Raw genomic sequence first — 15,284 nt, 5'->3', positions numbered from 1 at the left:
GTGAGCATGTCGATCGAGGAGCTCGAGGCGGGATATCAGGGGGCGTCCTCCGGCGCCACCTTCGACCGCACACCTCCTCAGGACGTCGCCGCCGAGATGAGCGTCCTCGGCGGCATGCTGCTCTCCAAGGACGCCATCGCCGACGTCGTCGAGCAGATCCGCGGCAACGACTTCTACCGCCCGGCCCACGAGGCGATCTACGACGCCATCATCGACCTGTACGGGCGCGGCGAGCCCGCCGACGCCATCACCGTCGTCGCCGAGCTCACCAAGCGGGGCGAGCTCACCCGCGTCGGCGGCGCCCCGTACATCCACGACCTCATGGCCGGCGTCCCCACCGCCGCCAACGCCGGCTACTACGCGCGCATCGTCCAGGAGCGCGCCGTGCTGCGCCGCCTCGTCGAGGCCGGCACCAAGATCGTGCAGCTCGGCTACGCCACGGACGGCGGCGACGTCGAGGGCATCGTCAACACCGCGCAGGCCGAGATCTACGCGGTCACCGAGCGCAAGACCTCCGAGGACTACCTGCCGCTCGCCGAGATCATCGGCGGCACCATGGACGAGATCGAGGCCGCCGGGAACCGCGGCGAGGGCATGGTGGGCGTCCCCACCGGCTTCGCCGACCTCGACCGGCTGACCAACGGCCTGCACCCCGGGCAGATGATCGTCATCGCCGCGCGTCCCGCCATGGGCAAGTCGACGCTCGCCATCGACATCGCGCGGGCGGCGTCGATCAAGCACGGGCAGTCGTCCGTCGTGTTCTCGCTGGAGATGAGCCGCAACGAGATCACGATGCGTCTGCTGTCCGCGGAGGCACGCGTCCACCTGCAGAAGCTGCGCAACGGTTCCATGGGCGAGGACGACTGGCAGAAGGTCGCCAAGGTGATGGGCCGGGTCTCCGAGGCGCCGATGTTCATCGACGACTCGCCGAACATGTCCCTCACCGAGATCCGCGCCAAGTGCCGCCGGCTGAAGCAGAAGCACGACCTCAAGCTCGTCGTCATCGACTACCTGCAGCTCATGACCTCCGGCAAGAAGGTCGAGTCACGACAGCAGGAGGTCTCCGAGTTCTCCCGCGCGCTCAAGCTGCTGGCGAAGGAGATCGGCGTCCCGGTCATCGCGCTGTCGCAGCTGAACCGTGGTCCCGAGCAGCGCCAGGACAAGAAGCCGGCGATGTCCGACCTTCGCGAGTCGGGGTCGATCGAGCAGGACGCCGACATGGTGATCCTGCTGCACCGCGAGGACGCCTACGAGAAGGAGTCACCCCGCGCCGGCGAGGCGGACCTGATCGTCGCCAAGCACCGTAACGGCCCCACCGACACCATCACCGTCGCGTTCCAGGGTCACTACTCGCGGTTCGTCGACATGCAGTCGTGATCGTCTTGGTTGAGCAGTTCCTTGTCGAGATGCAGCCTAGATTGCCGAATCTTCCGTCTAGGTTGCTTGACTCTCAGCATGCCGTCGCGCGAATTCTGGCTGGCTAGCTCAGCGGCCGCCGCTCCTTGAGCAGCTCCCGCAATTCATCGAGGATCACAGGCGCCTGGGCCTCGGTGATCTCCCAACCAGTGTCGGCCTGCCAAGTCCGGAGCGGTCGGCGCGCGGCGACCACTGACAAACTCAAGCGAGCGGAGTTCATCGACTCCACGAAGCCGCTAAGTCTCTCACGGTTCAGATCGTCATGTAGTTGCTGTGCAGCGTCGCTGGACAGAGTGGGGATCGCCGCGCCCACGCTGGTCGCGTTCCAGCGCCACACCTGGGCCGATGTTACTGCGTCAATCGCTGTATAGATCAGTGCGCGATTCGCGGTCTTCGAGTCCAATCTACGGGTGAACCACGGTGCCACGAGGCTACCAACCAAAGCACCGAAGAGGGCAAGAACGGGAGCGAGCCAAGTCATCTACCCACTTTGCCTGACTCTCCCCGCAAGAGCCAATCGGCGCTTCGTCGATCCGGTCGGGATCGTGGGTGAGGCTACCTCCGGCGCTTCGCGACCCGTTCCCGCTGTGGGCTGGGCATTACCAGGTCTGGCAAAGCGTAGACGGCCTCTTCGCCCATCTGTGCAAGTTCCAGGCCGATTTTTGATTGCAGAGATTCGAGTCGGCGATTTATCACTTTGACAAGATGGTCGCATAGTTGCACGAGCGTTGCTAGATCGTTTTCGGTGGCAGTGTGGTATTCAATGTGAGCTTGCCCTGTGCGGGTCACGGCGCGTCTTGCAAAGGCGGAGTCAGTAAGATAGGCGATCACAAACGTTTGTTCGAAGTCGTTCACAGCATGAGCGGCGTGCTTGTTGCGCAGGTCGAGGAAGTACTTATGTGCCTCGAGCCTGCTCTCGTCAAGGTCGGCCGTGTCGATCCTGTACTTTCGCACACCAGAGTTAAAAGCACGGCCGTAGCAGACAATCGCTGCGAGCCAAAAGGCTAGCCGCGGATCGTGGCCATCTGGGAACTCGCCGGGGTCGTGTCTGCCGGACTCCGTTGCGTAAACCCGCGCCAGTTCTAGATCGCGACGATAACTCGCAAGATCGCGAACCTCGCCGCTGGAAGCCGTGTCCACGACGACGACTCGATATCCGTCGGATGGCTCGACACGCTCGCCATCACCTGCCGTCACGGACAAGCGACGTGACCAAGGAGCTGTCGGGTTCGGATCGACCTCGTCGCGCACGCGCTTAATCTAGTGGGATCGCCAGCCGTCGGCCTCCCGGTTCTTGAGGCAGCCGGGATTCGCGTCCCGCGGTTCCTGGCCATGCCCGACGACGGTGCGCGGGAGTTCGAGGCGGTGTTTAGAGAAGTCTTGGCGCCTGGGGCTGCCGGCGGTGGCGAAGCCGCTCAGGGAGGCCAATTCCGGCGGTGTGAGCATCCTGCGCACGAGGTGGAGCTGCGGGTCTGGCTGTCCGAGCATTCGGGGGAGCCCGGCTGGCAGGCGAGGAGTCCCTTGACGGTACCTTCCACCACGTGAACAGCCTGGTGCCCGAGGGCATCACGACTCCGGTCCAGACGGGCAGCTACCTCGGACCGCTGCTTGACCGGCCCGGCGGGCGCCGTCTCGGAGGATTGGCCGTCGCGCAGGACAGCCCCCTGGCCGGGCTCGCCCAGGACCTCAACCGCACTGTGGTGGCCGCGCTCGGGGGGAGAGGGGCGTTCGTTGTGCACACGGAGTTCGCCGTCATCGGCGAGGACGAGCTGGTGGTGGTCGAGGTGGCTGCCGTGCTCCGGGTGCGCTGGTGTCCGAGCTGGCGCGGCTGCACGCCGGCTTGAATCTGGAGGGATACACCTCGCTCTCCAGGCACGTCTGCCGACGCCGGAGCCCGAGCCCACCGGGGTGTTGGCCGCCTGGGTGTGGATCCCCGTGATGCCCGGCGAGCGGTACCTCAGCACACCGCTGATGAACTCTGAACAGTTCGTGCACGCGCGGCAGGCGGCGCGGAAAGACCCACACGGACACAGCGGCGCGCACGCCTATCTTGCGCGACTGCGCGACCAGCGTGCCACGCCCGGGTTCGTGCAGGGTACAGCGGCGTGTTCGCGCAATCTGCGTTGCACGTCGACAGTCGGCCTGTCGACGTGCGGCCTACATTGCAAAATCGTCCACGTTTGTTACAAGCCACTGTCACGCCGTGGACGGGCAGCTGAGGAGCTGGTGTGGCCGATGGTGGACGCTCAGTGGTGCGACCGCGCTCGCGCCAATGAGGTTCAAGCCGCCGGGCGACCTCGGCCATTCCCCGGAAGGTTCTGACCGCGGGCCTGGCGTCGCGAGCAGATCAGTGGAGATCTCGGGGAGCACAGTCTGCGGCTGGACTTCCTGCGCGTTGCGACCGTCTAGGCGGCGTGGTGCCCGCGCTCTTGAGCCGTGATTGATGTCGCTGCCATACTTGAAGGACCCCGTCGGGGATCGCGCAGCCAGGATCGCTCTTCAACCTGCGGGTCGTTCGGGGTACGTCGGTCCCATGCGCGATGATGGCGTCCGTGGTGTCCCCTCCGCTCGCCCAGGCTTTGGCTCCTGATGACACGCCCGTCTTGCGCAAGGCGCGAGGGGCGTTCTTCACGCCCGACGAGATCACCTCGTTCATCGCCGAGTGGGCGATCAGGTCGGCCGACGATCGAGTGTTGGAGCCGTCCGCCGGAGACGCCGCGTTCCTCACGGCAGCAGTCGAGCGGCTGCGCAAGCTCTCGTCAGCCCCGGACGCCGTGCCCGAGGTTGACGGCGTCGAGATTCACGACTACTCGGCGCGCGTCGGCCGTGAGCGCGTGCGCGACGCAGGTGGTCGGGCACACGTTCGCGTACGTGATTTCTTCGACGTCGTCCCAGAGTCGACGTACGCGGCCGTGATCGGCAACCCGCCGTACGTGCGGTACCAGGGCTGGACCGGCGAGGCGCGTTCAAAATCGCGTGAAGCCGCGCTGCGGGCCGGCGTTGCGCTGACCGGACTGGCGTCATCGTGGGCCGCGTTCACCGTGCACAGCGCACAGTTCTTGAAGGATGGCGGCCGGCTGGGTCTGGTTCTTCCCGCGGAGCTGCTCAGTGTGAACTACGCGGCCCCCGTGCGCAGCTTCCTGTTCGAGCACTTCGCCATGGTCGAGCTCGTCCTCTTCGACGAGCAGGTCTTCCCCGAGGCCGAGGCTGACGTCGTGCTCCTCCTCGCGTCGGGCTACCGACAAGGGCCGACCGATCACGCCGTGATCCGACAGGCCCGCAACGGCGCGGACCTGTCGAATCTCGCCGCGGGACAGCCGTGGGCCCCGCTAGACCCGGCAGGGAAGTGGACCGGCTCGCTGGTGGGCCCCAAGGCCACCGCGCCGCTGCGTGCGCTGCTCGACTCGGGCGCGTTCACGAACTTGCAGACCTGGGGCGAGACGACCCTAGGGATCGTGACGGGCGGCAATCACTACTTCACGCTCTCCCCGGCACGGGTCGCTGAGCTCGGTCTGTCCCGCAAGGAGGTGCTGCGGCTCTCGCCGCCTGGCAGTTCTCACCTGCGTGGACTCGTGCTGTCCTCACAGATGCTCACGAGTCTCGGCAGCCAGGGCAAGGCGACGTACCTCTTCTACCCAGGCGAGCATCCGTCGCCTGAGGCTCTGGCGTACATCCAGGCCGGTGAGAAGACCGGGGTCAACGAGGCATACAAGTGCCGGGTCCGAAAGCCGTGGCACAAGGTGCCGCTGGTGAACCCCGCCGACCTGCTGTTGACGTGCATGAACGCCGACACTCCGCGTCTGACGACCAACCAAGCGCGCGCGTACCACCTGAATTCAGTGCACGGCGTCTACCTCGCGGACGAGCACCGCGAGCTCGGGCGGGAACTGCTGCCGCTTGCGAGCTTGAACTCCCTCACGCTGCTCAACGCTGAGATGGTCGGCCGGGCGTACGGCGGCGGCATCCTCAAGATCGAGCCGCGAGAGGCTGACGTGTGGGCCATGCCCTCGCCTGCGCTGGTAGCTGCGCGGGCTGACTCGCTGCGCGCGGTGCGTGAACAGGTAGCTCGAAAGCTGCAAACAGGCCGACTGCTCGAAGCCGTTGCCGTGGTCGACGAAGCGCTTCTTGTTGACCCTGGCCGGCTGAACCTCGAACAGCTTGCCGACGCACGCGACGCACGGGCCGCGATGGCTCGTAGACGAATGGTGAGATCCCAGAGTGGCCGTTGAGAAGAAGCCCAAGAAGCCGTCGGCCAAGGCACTCGCGTGGCCTCTGTTCGACCGGATCGTCGCCGACGGTCTGAGCGAGTGGGGCACGTACTTCAATCCCTGGGTACGTGAGAGCGACGGGTCCCTGCGATACCAGCCTGACTACGAAACGCTGCAGCGGCTTCTCGGCGTGCCGCTGCACCTCAAGGCCGAGACGACGACGGGTGTGCCGGCCTTGGCGCTCGACGTGTGGCTCGCGTACGAGCTGCGTCGCGCGGGCTTCGCGCCGGACTCGGTCTGGCCTCGCGCCACGCACCCGCGGATCATGCCCGCGACGATCACGGCGTTGCTCGAGGCTCTGCCGAAGGGGCAAGCCGCCGAACTGCGTGAGCGGCTTGCCAAGGAGGGCAACGTCCGGGGCGTCACGCAATCGAGCGCGAGCATCCTCGGCAAGAACTACAGCAAGCAGGTCGACGTCATCATGGCCGACTGGTCCACGGGGCCGGAGTTGATGATCTCGACCAAACGCATGGACTCCTCGTACGGGAAGAACGCGCCGAACCGCGTCGAGGAGTCGTACGGTGACGCGAAGAACTTGAGGCTGCGGCACCCGCTCTCCGCGCTTGGGTTCGCATTCGGCCTGCGCAACGACGTGTTCGAGAAGGAGCCACTCACCGCAGAGTGGCTCCTCGACCTCCTCGGCAAGTTGGGCCGCGAGGACGACGCGTACCACGCGACATGCGTGATCCTCATGGAGTATGGCCAGGACATCCCGCCCGTGCCTGACGCCGGAGGCGACGATGAAGACCGCGCGGTGGCCGCTGGCATTGATTCTGCTTCGGTCGACGAGGACGAGCCCGTCGAGGTGCCCGAGTCGGAGATCGACCGCACGCTCGCACAGCTCCCGTGGGTCCGGATCGACCACACGCGGACACCGGCCAACCTCTCCCCGGCGACCTTCCTCGCGATAATGGTCAACCACGTACTCGAGACAACGCCGGTCAACATGCATGTCGAGGCCCGACGCCTCCGCCATGGCGCGTAGCACGCCTGTAGGTGGATAGAGGATTGCACGACGCGGCTCCCAGGTCGCATGGACCCGGGATCGGTACAGCGGATTTCGACCGGGTCAACGGAGGCGCGAGTGAGCAGCTGGGACGTCCACGGTGATGCGGACGAAGTGGGAGATTTTGACCTCGAAGACCGGCTCGGTGCGATCGAGCCGCGCATCGACGGGGACGAACTAGTACTGACGAGGACGTCGCGGGGAGACGTGCGCCCTGCGAGAGAGATGCTTCGCTTCGTCCGCAGCCAAGGGCTCATGCGGATCTTCCCTACGACGCTCAGCATGGGCGACTGGGCTGATCAGTTCGATCGAGTCCGAGAACTCCAGGTCGAGAGCCCTTCGTGGGATGCAGCGGACCACTCGTTTGAGGGTGAGCGCTATGGATTGCTCTGCGCGAATGGGCTACCGAAGGGGTTCGGTGCTACATATGAGTACGGCCTGGGACTAAAGCGCGACTATCGCGGTTTTGTAGACGAGATCGAGGCCCGCACCGCGTGCACGGTGATCAGGTTTGTGCTGTCAGGCGACGAAGGAGTCAGCGACGACGGCGTGACATTCTGCGTCTCGCTCGATCGCTTCGACAAGTTCCGTGCAGCCGTGGACCGCGATCGCTCGCGTGCCCAAACCGCAGTGAGGCGAGTGATTGACGCTGAGCGTCATAACGCAGTTGCAGACCTGTTCGGCCAAGCACGGGTCGAGCCGCGGTACGGGAGAAATGAGGTCATCCGCGCGATCACAGAGGAGGCGTTCACAGGTCACGTCGTGGATGCCGGCGACCGGGCAGCGCTGGTCGAGCACGCCACGCGAGCTGCGCCGGCCGCAGCACACGAGAACCCAGAACGATTCGGCCGTTTGCGGCAGAGTGTCGAACTGGTATCGCTGGAGGTTCTCATCGAGCAGTTCGAGGAGGGCATGAAGGGGCGTGACTCGGGAAACGAGTCCCACTGGCAGGGATTCTTCGGCACGAACGAGTTCGCCCTGCAGCAGATCCTCTCGATGCCGATTGTCGTCGCACGCCAGCAGGCACATGTGAAGCCGGCAGACATCGACGGTCGAGGATCGCGGATCGCCGACTTTTTGTGCGTCAACACGGTGACCCGCACGGCATTTGTTGTAGAGATCAAGACGCCGAAGACCGAACTGATGGACAGGCGTGAGTATCGAGGCAAGGGTACTGCGGCGGTATACGCACCGCATCGAGACCTGAGCGGCGCAGTCAGCCAGCTGCAATCCCAGCTGGCCTCCGTGCCGAGGGATCTCGCCGGGCGACTTCGGGAGACGCCGGATGTCGAACTAGACCCATGGAATGAGGTCCGCGGCGCAGTGATTGTCGGACAGGTTTCGCGGCTCTCGCCCGAGAAGCGCGAGTCGTTCCTGCGGTACCGGGCAGGCCTGTCGTCGGTCAGCATTCTGGGCTATGACGAGGTCTTGGCGCGCCTTCGGACGCTGCGCGAGGTGCTTAAGGCTCCAACGTCCGACCCGCCAAGATCGGAAGTGCGTTGAGCATCCCTGATGAACACCTGCTCAGCGAGTCACGTACGGTCCCTCGATATCGCGTCAACTCGACACCAGACGTCGGGTGCCACCTGTCCGTGCAGCAGTCCCCCCGTCGTGTCCGCGATCCCCACAGCAAGGGTGCCCGCATGAGAATGCCGGGGTTGGCCGAACTCGGGGATGTCTCAGGGGCGCGGGTGACGTTGAAGGACGATCACGGGCTGGCGATCTGTGGCGACGCACACGCCGTCCTTGATGATGTAGACCTCGACGTAGTGGCTGCCGGCGTAGCTGGTGTGCTCGTGACGGCCGGTGTCTCCGTGTTCGATCGTTCCCCGAAGCTGGCGGGCGTCGTGCGCTTCGGTGCCGGTGTTCTTGACCTTCCACATGACGGTGTAGGGCTTGGGTGCGGTGCAGTGTTCGAGGCGGAAGTCGATGTCGCGGTTCTTTGCTACGCGATCTCCGCGGGTGGGCAGGTCGTAGGGCCGCATGATGCCGGCCTTGCGAACACGGCCGATCAGCTTGACGGTTTGGGTCAACCGGATCGGGACCTGGCGGTCGGTGTCGAGGAACTCTTCGCCGGGGTCGCTGGCTGCAGAGGCGCGCAGGGTGGCCGCGCTCTCTTGGACCGGGGGTGCGGTGAACTCCGGGCCGAAGATCTCCTGCCACGTCGCGAGGCTGGTGACCTTGTTCGGGTCGTCGTATGCGGCGCGGGCCTTGATGGCGTAATCGTGGATCTTGGTCCGGAACGTCGCGTAGCCGTCGGGGGTCCAGCGTTCCTTGAAGTTCTGCCCGGTGCCGGCGGGGTCCCAGATGTCGGGCATGGTGGGGTTGGCCTGCAGGTAGGTGTCCAGGTCTTCCAGGACGTGCACGAACACGGTGGGCAGGTCGGCGTAGTACTTCGTGTCGATGGTGGTGCGCCAGGAGTCGACCTGGTCTGCGGCGAGGATGGTCAGCAGTACGGACTTGATGGAGAACGTCGTCTTGGTGTCGCGCAGGTACTTCATCAGTCGCAGCGCTGCTTCGAGGCGCCCTGCGCCCACGACCCGGCTCTTGGCCTCGAACCATGCGGTGAACGCTTCCGGGTCGGTGTGCACCCAGGCGTCGTCCTTGTTGTGGGTGATGCTCTTGCGGGACTCGACGTAGGGGACGATGTCGATGTGGAAGTCGTCGGCGTAGTCGATGTAGACGCAGCGAGTGCGCTTGTGCGCCTTGCCCTGGTAGGTGGTGCTGTGCTCGAACGCCCTCTTCAGCTCCGCCGTGTACTGGGCAGGGGTCCAGTCGGGATGCTCGGTGAGGGCCAGGAGCACATCGGCGTCGAACTCGCGGCCACCTACGGGCTTGATGATGGTGCGCTGGGCGTAGGACCCCTGGGGTATGACGTCCAGGAAGTGCTCCTCGAAGACCGGGTGGGACTTCAGGAACGAGGTGATCGAGTCCACCCGGGCGTTCAGGCGCGCGATCCGGTTGTCGTTGAGGTTGACGCACGAGGTGAGGAAGTGCGCGAAGTGTGTGGTGAGCTTCACCGACCGACCTCGAGCGCGAACTGGTAGGTACCGCTGGTGGTGTCTCGGTCAAACACGCGCAGGCGCGGGTGGATGGCGCGCATCGGGACGCGCCCGATCGCGACCGCAGCGGTCAGGGGCACCGCGGCGAACACGTCGATGCTCTCGAGCCCGGGGTGGGTGTGCTCGAGCTCGGCCAGCAGGGTGCGCCAGGCGCTGGCGAACGCGTCCAGTGATCCCCGTGAGGCGATCAGCTCCGGCCCGGGTGCCGCGGACACTGGGCGGATCTCATACCGTGCCGCGGGTGCTGGCGCGGTGGGCAGCCGTCCCGGGTCGACGGTGCCGGACACGCAGAACAGCACCTGCACGTTGGTGGCGCCGGTTGGGGCGTCCACGGCCCGGTGGGTGAAGTCGATCGTGGGTGCGCCGTTCGTCCACCCCCATCGTTCATCCCGTCCGCGGCACTTGGGGTAGATCTCGGTGGGGACGGTGTCGTCGAGCATTGTGCCGAGGGCCACGAGGAGCGGCACGCGGGCCAGGGGGAAGAGTGAGACGTGGTGAATCTTCTCCCTGGCGACGTGCGCTGTCAGCCGGTGCACGCTGTCGCGCAGGTGGGCAGTCGCGGAGGTCCAGTAGCCCTGACCCGGGATGTCTTCTCCCGGGATCCTCCGCAGGTCGACCTCGAACTCGTCGATCCCGGCCAGGGCGTAGTCGGGGAAGCGGCCGTCGGCCAGCAAGGTCCTGGCTACGGCGGACGTACTGAGCGCTGCTGCGGCGCCGTGCACGTGGGCGACTACGCGCAGGACGGTGCTGCGGTCTTCCTCGGTCAGTCCGGTGAGCTGCTTGATGCGTCGTTCGTGGGCGTGCTTGAACATCCGCAGCGTCTCGGCGTCGTAGGTGTCCCACAGAGATCGGTTGTCGATCACGCGGTGCTGGTCGTGGCACATGAGTATGAGGTTGTCCTCGAGGTTGCGGTCTTCGAGGGGGAGAGGGTCGCTGCCGCGAGGGGACCCGTCCTTGGTAGTCCAGCCCACGATGTGTGCCAGCTGTCCCACTGCGACCGGTTGTCCCGTGTGCTCCTCGCTCAGCAGGTAGCGGTTGCAGAAGGTGCACCGCCCGCCTGCCACGACCCAGACCCGGCGGGCCACCCGCTCGGGGATGGTGCGCGTCGCGCCGTCGGGGTCGACCGCGACGTTGGGTCCTGTCTTCGGGCTCGATGTCATAGGTGCCTCCGTTAACCTGGCAGGAGCCAACCATGACCCGCCGACAATCGAAGCCGGCTGGCCCTACGACGGGCGGGTGAAAGCCGAGCGCGGCGCCGGTCCAGAGACTCTCGCGCAGAAGCTCCTGGCTGCGTGGGGTGGAGTCGCTGGGCTCGCGACGGCGCGCCCAGAGGAGCTGGCCAGGGAAGCGGGCGTGGGCCCTGCGAAGGCTGCGCGGATAGCCGCGGCGTTCGCCGTCGGCAGCCGGCGATCGCGGGAGACCGATGAGGTTCGTTTGGCCACGTCGGAGGACGTTGCCCGCGCCGCCCACAGCCTCATTGGTACGTCGGCAACCGAGAAGGTTGCCGTCCTCGTGGTCGACGGTGGCTACGGCCTCAAGCTGGTGGAGGTCGTAGCCGTCGGCACAGCGAAGGCATGCCCAATGCCTGTCCGGGAGATCCTCGCCCTGGTTCGGGAATCCTGAATCGTAGAGCCGAGCCGGTTGGTGGCGGCCCGTCTGTCGGCAATGGCTACGCAAACGAGACCGACGTCCTCCCTGGCGATGTCGCTGACGGGTCAGCCCTGGGTCGGCGTACTGGTGTCAACTTGGCTCGGCTACCGAGAGGGCGTCGAGAACTCCGGAAAGGCCGTGAGCTGGACCGGGCTGCCCTGCGTGTGCCAGGTCAACTCGGCCGAGCCCCCGTCTGCATCTGAATAGCACCACGCCTGCAATGAGTCCGAAGCGGAGTCGAAGGTGCATACGGCGACACCTCGGAGCGCGAGCTTCTGGTGTGCAGCCTTGGGGTAGAAGGTTGCGTTGATTGCGCCCGCTGTCTGTGTGGATGGATAGGTCCAGCCGTCGTGAACCGCCGGAGGAAGGTCATAGTTGAGCTTGGCTACGAGTTCGGAGAGGTAGTACTCCGAGCCGTTCGCGTCGCGCGCTGGTCGCAGGAACTGCCGAGCGAAGAACTCCGAAATGAGGCGACTGCTCTCGTCCATGTGCAGCTCCGTTGCGTCCGGGGCAGCCGGCAGGCCCACGCCGGTCAGTGACAAGTCCTCGGTTGCCTCGAACTTCATCAGGCTGAACCGTGCACCGTCCTCAGCACGAATCTCTCGAGGCGCCGCCATCGGGCTCCCGATGCAGGTGTAGAGGAGCGACTCGTTCGGCTTGTTGAGCCGGCCAGCAGCCCTGATGAACTGAGCGGGTGGCTCCCACGCGTCCGCAACGTGGTGCATCCCCCTGAGTGGCAGCGTGTGGTCGTCAGGGGCGAGAGCGCGCGCCCTCCACAGGATCGTTCCGGCGGGCGGCCGGAGGGTCAGCATCGGTAACGACACGTGATAGGGGTCGCCCGGCCGCGCGGACGATGTCGCTACCACCCACATCAGTTCTGCATAGAGCTCGTCTGGTGAGAGCGACGTGACGTCGAGTGCCTCGAACCGGCGGGCGCGCACTTCGAATACCTGCTTGGCGAACGGCATCCACACATTGTTGAGCATGGCCCACGACGGCGTGGACACCACGACACCATCACCGGTGAAGAGTCGTGCATGTCCGAGTCAGCGTTGGCGTGCCCTAGAGGCTCCGATGCGCGCGGTCACACCTCCGGGGACGCCGTCGCCGACGGGATGTCGCAGCGAGAGCATCCGTCCGCGTGGTTGTCCCGGCAGACGTACCCGATGGCACCGTCCACGCACCATTCGGCAGCGTCGTCAGATAGCAGGTCGGGCCCAGCGAGCAGCAGCCGACGCAGCTCGGTGGTGTCCGCGATTTCGGCCGGACGGTTGGTGAACCACTCGTCGAACCAAGGCTTGTCCCGGTGCGCGCGCCAGTGGACGTGCTCCCGGTCGTCCGCAGCAGCCACGAACCGATCGACGATGCGCCCCCAGGCAGGTGCGCCGAACCAGCCGTTGTCGAACGCGCATAGGCACTCGATCACGGTTCGCAGGCCGAATTCGTGCTCGTGGAGACGGCACGCGCGGCCCCAGGCGATTGCGTCCTGTGCCATCTCCGCGACGTCGTCGCGCGGATCGTCCTCGTGCACCGGGTCGTCGGGGTTGTGGCAGGCCAACCCGAGCTCGAGCACGGACTGTCCGGTCGGCAGACCCCGCGACGGGTTGACGATCGCGAGGCCGACGGCGACCCAGTCGATGTGGTCGAACGACAGCATCGAGCGCACGAGACGGGTCGTGGCCGCGTTGATCCGCATCATCGTGCCGTCGGGCAGCGGGCTCGTCCCAGCGTGCCAGTCCTCGACGGGCGTGTTGCGCCAAAGGGCAAGGGTGATGTGGGTGGCTGCGAGCCACAGCAGTGCGTCGTCGTCGAGGTGCCCGAACCGACGGGCGCACTCCTGGGCGCCGTACCGGATTAACTCTTCCTGGTTCGGTCCCGCGTGGCGGTCGGACGCTTCAGGTTCCGCGTACTCGTAGTCGGTGGCGTACTCGTCAAGGATCCTGCTCAACTCGGCGGCGCTGTCGGCCTCGTCGTACTCGAAGCCGTCGGCTCCGGTGACGGTGTAGACGTCGTGGTCCCATGTGACGTGTACGTCGCCCCAGAGGACGACGTCGTCGCACTGGTCGATGGCGCCGTCCGCCACGATCGGCCTGATCGTGATTGGTGCTGTTCTCCCGTCGGTCCGCTCGTCGTCCTGTTTGGCCGCCCACGCGGTGATGACGCCGAGGGGCTTTGGGACGAACGGGCCGACCTCCCTGACGCTGAACGGGGAGTCGTGCTCATCGGTGTCGAACCGGCTGTTAATGAACGCGACCGCTTCGGCGGGCGTACTGACGATGGACTCGGCACCACTGCCGTTGTCGACGACTCGCCACAGCACGCTGTTCTTCACGACGGTCTCCGATCGCGGTGGGTACACCTTGGAATGGCAGGACGCACCGAGTCACCCGGCGCCGACTCCAATGATGGCGTGACCGGCCTGTCTGCGGGTCCGCAGGCGTTTGTGGTGACGCCGCCCCCGCGGACGACGTGCAGCCTACTTTTCGCGACCCATGCGACACGCCCGAGTTCATGCGAAGCAGAGCGGCGTGTCCGCGCAATCTGCGCTGCACGTCGACAGTCGTCCCGTGCTCGTGCGTTTCCATCCGGCGACCTGATGAACGACGAGTCCCAGCGACGCGAGGTGGGCGCCGTCGAACGACCCCGGGTGGTCTGCCTGTGCGGCTCGCTGCGCTTTGAGGACCTCTTCGCGTCGGATCGGCGCCGCCTGACCGCCCGCGGCGTGATCGTGCTCGGTCCCGAGGCGACCGACGAGGAGCTGACGCCCTCCAGGCGTGCGGCTCTGGGTGAGCTGCACCTGAGGCGGATCGACCTGGCGGACGAGGTCCGCGTGGTGAGCGAGGGCGGCTACGTGGGGGCCTCGACGCGCCGCGAGATCGCGTACGCACGGGAGCGGGGCAAGCTCGTCAGCTCCGTGGAGCCGACTCTGGCCCTGTGATCCTGCGGGCGACCTCCTTCCGCCGGCACCGCCCGCGGCGCCCCGGTGCCAAAATCCAGGCGACATCGCGGCAGTTCTCGCCAAGATGGTCGGTATGGACGAGGTCGAGGTCGTCGTGGCCCACAGCCAGCGCGCGACGCTGCGCGTCGGCGACGTGTTCCTGAAGGTCGACGGCGACCCGGCGCACTCCGAGGTCGAGGCGCGCGCGATGGCCATGGCGCCGGTCCCGACGCCGGAGGTCCTCTGGCGGGAGCCGCCCGTGCTCGCGATCGCCGCCGTGCCGGGCACGGCGCTCGGTGTCCTCGGCGAGCCGTCGGCGGCGTCCCCGGCGGCGTGGGCGGCGGCGGGTGCCGCCGTCCGGACGCTGCACGACGCGCCGTTGCCGCCGTGGACGGGACGCAGGCTCGACGACGTGGCGGCGGAGCTCGACCGCGAGTGCGCGTGGTTGCTCGCCAGCGGCGTCGTGCCCGCCGAGGTGGTCCGGAAGAACCGCGCGATCGCGGAGGTCGCGCTCCGGCCGTGGACGCCGGCGTTCATCCACGGTGACCTGCAGATCACCCACGTGTTCGTCGACGGCGACGAGGTCACCGGCATCATCGACTGGTCCGAGGCCGCCCCCGGCGACGCCATGTTCGACCTCGCGATCCTGACGCTCGGGCACGAGGAACGCCTGGACGACGTCCTGGCCGGCTACGGCGCCGGCGCGGACCGGGCCGTGATCCGCGCCTGGTGGTCGCTGCGCAGCCTGGTGGCGTCGCGGTGGCTGATCGAGCACGGCTTCGACCCGGACGCGCCGGGGTGTGAGCTCGACGTGCTCCGGTCCCGGATGCGGGACTCCTAGGACGACCGGCGCACCACCGAGACCGCCGCTCGTCGCGCCCAGCGAGGTGGACCGCTCGCAGCCGACGGGGGCGGTGCCGCCTGCTGGGGCGAGTTCCCTGGGG

The 15,284-nt window shown here is 66.6% G+C and carries 14 protein-coding genes; 8 read left to right on the top strand and 6 right to left on the bottom strand.

Features of this window, described 5'->3' with window-relative positions:
* Positions 1-6: 6 nt before the first annotated feature.
* A complete protein-coding gene (gene dnaB / locus ACFU5J_RS01740) occupies positions 7-1,377 on the top strand; it encodes a replicative DNA helicase (RefSeq protein ID WP_430573576.1) in 1,371 nt (456 codons plus the stop codon).
* A 103-nt stretch (positions 1,378-1,480) separates the two neighbouring features.
* On the opposite strand, the gene ACFU5J_RS01735 is transcribed toward dnaB, so the two are convergent.
* Entirely contained in the window at positions 1,481-1,897 is a 417-nt protein-coding gene (locus tag ACFU5J_RS01735; RefSeq protein WP_430577612.1) for a hypothetical protein, read from the bottom strand.
* A 74-nt stretch (positions 1,898-1,971) separates the two neighbouring features.
* Complete coding sequence (locus ACFU5J_RS01730; RefSeq protein ID WP_430577611.1) at positions 1,972-2,667, bottom strand: hypothetical protein; 696 nt, start codon at positions 2,665-2,667, stop codon at positions 1,972-1,974.
* A 290-nt stretch (positions 2,668-2,957) separates the two neighbouring features.
* Here ACFU5J_RS01730 and ACFU5J_RS01725 point away from each other — a divergent pair, with 290 nt between their 5' ends.
* From ACFU5J_RS01725 to ACFU5J_RS01710, 4 genes are all read left to right on the top strand, one after another.
* Positions 2,958-3,260: a hypothetical protein gene (locus ACFU5J_RS01725; protein WP_430577610.1), complete on the top strand. Its 303-nt coding sequence runs from the start codon at positions 2,958-2,960 to the stop codon at positions 3,258-3,260.
* Positions 3,261-3,968: 708 nt separating this feature from the next.
* The gene (locus ACFU5J_RS01720) at positions 3,969-5,645 is read left to right on the top strand and encodes an N-6 DNA methylase (protein WP_430577609.1); all 1,677 of its coding nucleotides are present in this window, start codon (positions 3,969-3,971) and stop codon (positions 5,643-5,645) included.
* Positions 5,635-6,669: a hypothetical protein gene (locus ACFU5J_RS01715; RefSeq protein ID WP_430577608.1), complete on the top strand. Its 1,035-nt coding sequence runs from the start codon at positions 5,635-5,637 to the stop codon at positions 6,667-6,669. Before ACFU5J_RS01720 ends, ACFU5J_RS01715 begins: the two co-directional genes overlap by 11 nt.
* Before the next feature lie 99 nt (positions 6,670-6,768).
* Positions 6,769-8,193, top strand: coding sequence for a Shedu anti-phage system protein SduA domain-containing protein (locus ACFU5J_RS01710; protein WP_430577607.1), 1,425 nt, complete (start codon positions 6,769-6,771; stop codon positions 8,191-8,193).
* 176 nt (positions 8,194-8,369) lie between these two features.
* Here ACFU5J_RS01710 and ACFU5J_RS01705 read toward each other — a convergent pair whose 3' ends face one another.
* Positions 8,370-9,710 carry a cyclic GMP-AMP synthase DncV-like nucleotidyltransferase gene (locus tag ACFU5J_RS01705; protein ID WP_430577606.1) on the bottom strand — a complete coding sequence of 447 codons (1,341 nt, stop codon included), beginning with the start codon at positions 9,708-9,710 and terminating at the stop codon, positions 8,370-8,372.
* The gene (locus ACFU5J_RS01700) at positions 9,707-10,912 is read right to left on the bottom strand and encodes an SAVED domain-containing protein (RefSeq protein WP_430577605.1); all 1,206 of its coding nucleotides are present in this window, start codon (positions 10,910-10,912) and stop codon (positions 9,707-9,709) included. Before ACFU5J_RS01700 ends, ACFU5J_RS01705 begins: the two co-directional genes overlap by 4 nt.
* Before the next feature lie 76 nt (positions 10,913-10,988).
* Here ACFU5J_RS01700 and ACFU5J_RS01695 point away from each other — a divergent pair, with 76 nt between their 5' ends.
* Positions 10,989-11,375: a hypothetical protein gene (locus ACFU5J_RS01695; protein WP_430577604.1), complete on the top strand. Its 387-nt coding sequence runs from the start codon at positions 10,989-10,991 to the stop codon at positions 11,373-11,375.
* 131 nt (positions 11,376-11,506) lie between these two features.
* On the opposite strand, the gene ACFU5J_RS01690 is transcribed toward ACFU5J_RS01695, so the two are convergent.
* Complete coding sequence (locus tag ACFU5J_RS01690; protein ID WP_430577603.1) at positions 11,507-12,409, bottom strand: hypothetical protein; 903 nt, start codon at positions 12,407-12,409, stop codon at positions 11,507-11,509.
* A gap of 77 nt (positions 12,410-12,486) precedes the next feature.
* Complete coding sequence (locus ACFU5J_RS01685) at positions 12,487-13,734, bottom strand: hypothetical protein (RefSeq protein WP_430577602.1); 1,248 nt, start codon at positions 13,732-13,734, stop codon at positions 12,487-12,489.
* Positions 13,735-13,998: 264 nt separating this feature from the next.
* On the opposite strand from ACFU5J_RS01685, the gene ACFU5J_RS01680 reads away from it, so the two are divergent.
* Positions 13,999-14,340 carry a hypothetical protein gene (locus ACFU5J_RS01680; RefSeq protein ID WP_430577601.1) on the top strand — a complete coding sequence of 114 codons (342 nt, stop codon included), beginning with the start codon at positions 13,999-14,001 and terminating at the stop codon, positions 14,338-14,340.
* A gap of 94 nt (positions 14,341-14,434) precedes the next feature.
* Complete coding sequence (locus tag ACFU5J_RS01675) at positions 14,435-15,181, top strand: phosphotransferase family protein (RefSeq protein WP_430577600.1); 747 nt, start codon at positions 14,435-14,437, stop codon at positions 15,179-15,181.
* The last annotated feature ends 103 nt before the right edge of the window (positions 15,182-15,284 follow it).

Source organism: Isoptericola sp. NPDC057559 (genome assembly GCF_042801555.1).
GTDB lineage: Bacteria > Actinomycetota > Actinomycetes > Actinomycetales > Cellulomonadaceae > Isoptericola.
This window is presented reverse-complemented; position numbering and strand designations above follow the sequence as displayed.

Bases quoted from the DNA above. Each gene is read 5' to 3' on its own strand.
- ACFU5J_RS01735 (WP_430577612.1), bottom strand. From the start codon at position 1,897: ATGACTTGGCTCGCTCCCGTTCTTGCCCTCTTCGGTGCTTTGGTTGGT.
- dnaB (WP_430573576.1), top strand. From the start codon at position 7: ATGTCGATCGAGGAGCTCGAGGCGGGATATCAGGGGGCGTCCTCCGGC.
- ACFU5J_RS01675 (WP_430577600.1), top strand. From the start codon at position 14,435: ATGGACGAGGTCGAGGTCGTCGTGGCCCACAGCCAGCGCGCGACGCTG.
- ACFU5J_RS01680 (WP_430577601.1), top strand. From the start codon at position 13,999: ATGAACGACGAGTCCCAGCGACGCGAGGTGGGCGCCGTCGAACGACCC.
- ACFU5J_RS01700 (WP_430577605.1), bottom strand. From the start codon at position 10,912: ATGACATCGAGCCCGAAGACAGGACCCAACGTCGCGGTCGACCCCGAC.